Origin of the sequence: Candidatus Venteria ishoeyi (assembly GCF_030378065.1) — a bacterium.
GTDB classification, from domain to species: domain Bacteria; phylum Pseudomonadota; class Gammaproteobacteria; order Beggiatoales; family Beggiatoaceae; genus Venteria; species Venteria ishoeyi.
On record NZ_JAUCGJ010000095.1, the window covers coordinates 1 to 4,216 of the forward strand.

The window sequence follows — 4,216 nt, forward strand, 5'->3', positions numbered from 1 at the left end:
ACTCGCGTGTTTGCGGTGTTGGCATCGGTGATTGATACCTGCCGTAAGCGAGATGTTTCTCCTTGGCGTTATCTGGAAAAGGTTATTGGAGAGCGGCGGGCAGGGAGAAGCGCTCCGGCTTTGCCTGCCGCTCAGGTGGAGGGGGTCTGAATGGTTACCGTAAATCCAATTTTTGTTCAAAACTTTTTTGCCAATAATTATTCATGATAAAAACTCCTTAAATGTTCCAGTCTAATGGGGCTTGTAAATACCAGTGTTTCTTATGAAGCTCAATGTCACGTAATGTTTGCGCTAATTCCGATTGTTCTGGTAAATTAAGCGTAAAATCAGGGAATTTAGGTCTTATTATATTTTTCATTTTTCTAAATTCACCTTGCACTGCATAACGATTAATTTCCTGCAACAATAACTCTAACCCCCAATCATCTGCATCATTTTGACTCACCGGAGCAATCGGGACATTTTCAACGGTGGTTTGTTCAAAACTGCCAAATCCTTCAAGATTAGGATCAGAAAAAGTATACTCTTTAAGAAAACTTGCCTGTTCTTGTGGCTTAAGTGAATCATTGGTAACTCGTAATACTTGCTGATTCTCATTTTTATCCCAGCTTTCCAATAAATTTCTTTGCAAGAGCAATTGTTGCCAAATATCAGAAAATTTAATCTCTGGTGCAAGATGATGATATGGTTTTTTACCTTTATAAAACACCAGACTTGTTTTACCCCGTTCTGGTATAGTGAGTATCAGGGAAATATCAAATTCAATTTCGTCTACTTTTTCAGCTTTTCCTTTTAAATTGCCAAAACGATAGTCTTCTTTTGCATCTAGCAATGATGTTACTGATTTTTGTTGTATTAAGCTTTCTTGAATCCAAGTAGGTAATGGTTTCATCGCTTTTCCCCGTTTATTCAATTTTTCCTTATCTTTTTTTTCTAAGAATGCATATGATTCCTCATGAGGTTCAATTTTCACCAACTTTCCTAACCATAATGGATCATCAGTCATCCAGATGTCCCAAGTACCCTGTTCAGGGGGAAATACCTTTTTCTGGTTTAACGACTCTTTTCCTGTATCAGTAAGTACATAATTTTTAAATTTTTTATTGTATTCAATTAAATTATAAGACTCACATACCTTTAACCACCGTTTACCAACGGTTTCCGGTCTGCCTCCCAACAAATTTTCAGCAATCGCTTTTGCAGAAATGCCAGATGGTTCTTGTGCCAATAACAATACTGCATGAATCTCATCCCGCTTCTGTGCCTTTTCTATTTCTGCAATTACACGATAACGTTCAATCTTTAATTGACGTTTTAATACCAATTCCATGTTATTTCTCCCAGGTTGATGTAGTAGGTACAGATTCCGCTAATGCCTTGAGTTCAGGATAACGATCATTTATCAAGCGTTGTCGATTGCCAACCAATACAATTTGATAACGGGCGCGTGTTACTGCTACATTAAGTCGATTTGGACTACCTAAAAATACGGTGGGATAATTTTTTACAAAAGATAACAATACAAAATCGGCTTCATGCCCCTGAAAGCGATCTACCGTACAAACATCAATATTTATGTCCTTTTTTTGTTTGTTACCCAAATAAAAATGCTGAAATCCCTGATTTTGTTTGGTCAACTTACGTAACTCACCACGCAATAATTTTTCCTGCCCTCGGTAAAAACTCAAGACAGCCACTGTCCAAATTTTTCCCTCTGGATGTGGGTTAGACTTAACCCATTCATGAAATTTTTTTATTTCCGTAATAATTTCCATTGCTTCTTTACGATTGCTATTGCCTTTATCATCTCTATCTGGTTTTACATCCAACCAGATAGCCCGTTTTGCATAACGGGAATATGACCAAGTTCGGCGTTCTGCCATATCTTCTGGATGGTTTAATGCCTGTCCATGATAAATATGCTCACGGGAATAATCAGCAATTTCTGGATGCATTCGATGTTGGTATTCCAGTAAAACATGGCGTTGTTTTAATATGTATTCTGGTAAACCATCAGTTAATGCTGTACCTTTTTTCTGTCCTTCACATCGCTCAAATCCAGTTTGTAATGATTCCAATACTGAGGGCAAAGCAACACGGCGAATACGCTCAATACCTCGTTGCACTTGCTCTTTTTTATTGGCAGGTAACAAATCTTGAACTTGTGTATTTAAACGTTCAACTTGCTTGCTTTGGCTTTGACGATTTTCATATTGTCGTGCCAAACGCCAGGCAATTTCTCCACCCCAGGTCTTATCCTCTTGATTATTTAAGCCACAGCGTTTGTGCCAGGCAATAAATCTCCGATTGAGTGTAGATAAACTGGATGTATCCCCTCGTAAATTTGCGATATCCAATGGCAATGATAGTTCTCTTTTCAGCAGGTTTTCTGGGGTATCTGCAATAATGGAAGCAGAATTTAAGGTCAGTTCATCTGATTGTGTATTACCAAACAAAACTTTACCTTTATATGCTTCAGCTTGGTTTTGATAAGCTTTCAATACTTTGGGTTCTTTACTTGCAACCAATGTTGCCCCATTCTTAGGAGATTGCATCATCTGAAATACATCTAAACAAGCATCCCGAGATACCGGATCAGGTAGTGTAGATTCTATGTTTTCTGCCATCGCTTCATCATCGACATAAGGCGATAATTGGCGTGGATCACCTACTAAAATCCACCGTTTTGCCCATAAAGCAGGCACTAAAAACTCCTGAAATAAGGTTTTACTGGATTCATCCACAATCAATACATCAAATACTGGGGTAACTTCTCTTTTCCCCTTTATGTCAGGATGTTGCAATATACCTAAAGTTGTACCACAAACAAGATTAGCACTATCTAAAATGATTTTTGTAATTGTGCTGTTGTCTTCACCGTTTAACGCACCCAATAGTTGCTGTTGTGCTTTGTTACGTGGATTTTGTTTTAATAAAAACTCAGTCAACCGTTTTTTTTCAGTATACAATAGCTTTTCATATTGATAAGGTCGTACCAAATCCGAAAGGTTTTTTTTCTCTCCAATTCGTACAGGAATTACTTGATCACGATAAGGGTTGTCATCAACCATTAAACGCTCTAATACATTATCTACTGCCACATGAGTGGAAGCGCACAATAATACCCGTTTATCCTGAGCAATCAGTTGTAATATCAACTCACAAATGGTAGTCGTTTTACCAGAACCTGGCGGACCTTCAAGAAAAGCAAAATCAGGTGTATTCAGTGCAGTTTCTACAAATTCACGCTGACTATCAGTACCGGGGCGTTGTGAATCAGTGAGCAGTTTCCAATCTTGTATGGTATTTTTTTCTGGAACTGACCATCCAATATGTTCGGCATCTTCAAATAATCGTAATAAAGGGCGATGTTCCAGTTGAGGGGCATTTTGTAGATTTCGGATAGCTTCCAACTGTTTTTGTATCTGGTAAGTATTAGGGCGCAATAATAACCATTGCTTATTTTCATCCGGTTTATTTCCCAACAACAAGGCATTACGTAGTGGATCACGATCCAATATGCTTATTTCATTTTTTCTATCAAAAGACCAACAATGTTTTTTATCTTGCCCCTCTGGATCACGAGCTTCAGCTTGATATACTTTATCGGTATTGTCATCCAAAAATAACTGAAATACCGACTCTGGCAGATCAGGGCGATCATCAGGTTCAACTAAATTGATCCAGCAACCTTTTTCTTTCAGTAATAAATATTCTTTTTTTGGTTTACGTTCCAGACAAAGGCGAAGTTGTTTCTCATCTCGCTGCAAAATCTTTAATTCATCTATTTTCTCCGAAGGTGCTTCAATAGTATTTGCTTGATAAACAATTTTCTGATTGCCATCCAAAAACATTTTTGTAATAGCATCTGGTTTTTCGCTATCTTTAACTTTCAAGCTGACCCAATAGCCTTTTTCTCCAGGTTTACCGCTATTTGCTTTCCACTTCGCAACATAACGTGGTGGACTGGTTTGCCAAGCTATACGCAATACAGCGGCATCACTTTCCAAGTATTTCTTAAACCGCTCCAGATAACTGTGAAAATCACCCAAACCAAAAACGGTCATGCTCATTAAAATATCTGGCCGGGAAACGTTTTCTGTCAGATTGGCGTAATGTAATAGAGCCATTATCTTCTCCATATTTAAGTTAACAATATCATGCAATAAAAGCAATTAATATTCCATATAATATTACTATTTGATTCAATTACTTA

At 37.7% G+C, this 4,216-nt stretch carries 2 protein-coding genes; both read right to left on the reverse strand.

The window, feature by feature from the left end:
• Positions 1-217: 217 nt before the first annotated feature.
• Positions 218-1,330 (reverse strand): hypothetical protein, encoded by a 1,113-nt coding sequence (locus QUF61_RS17965; RefSeq protein ID WP_289682928.1) that lies wholly within the window; start codon positions 1,328-1,330, stop codon positions 218-220.
• A 1-nt stretch (position 1,331) separates the two neighbouring features.
• Positions 1,332-4,130, reverse strand: coding sequence for a DEAD/DEAH box helicase family protein (locus QUF61_RS17970; RefSeq protein WP_289682929.1), 2,799 nt, complete (start codon positions 4,128-4,130; stop codon positions 1,332-1,334).
• Positions 4,131-4,216 lie beyond the last annotated feature (86 nt).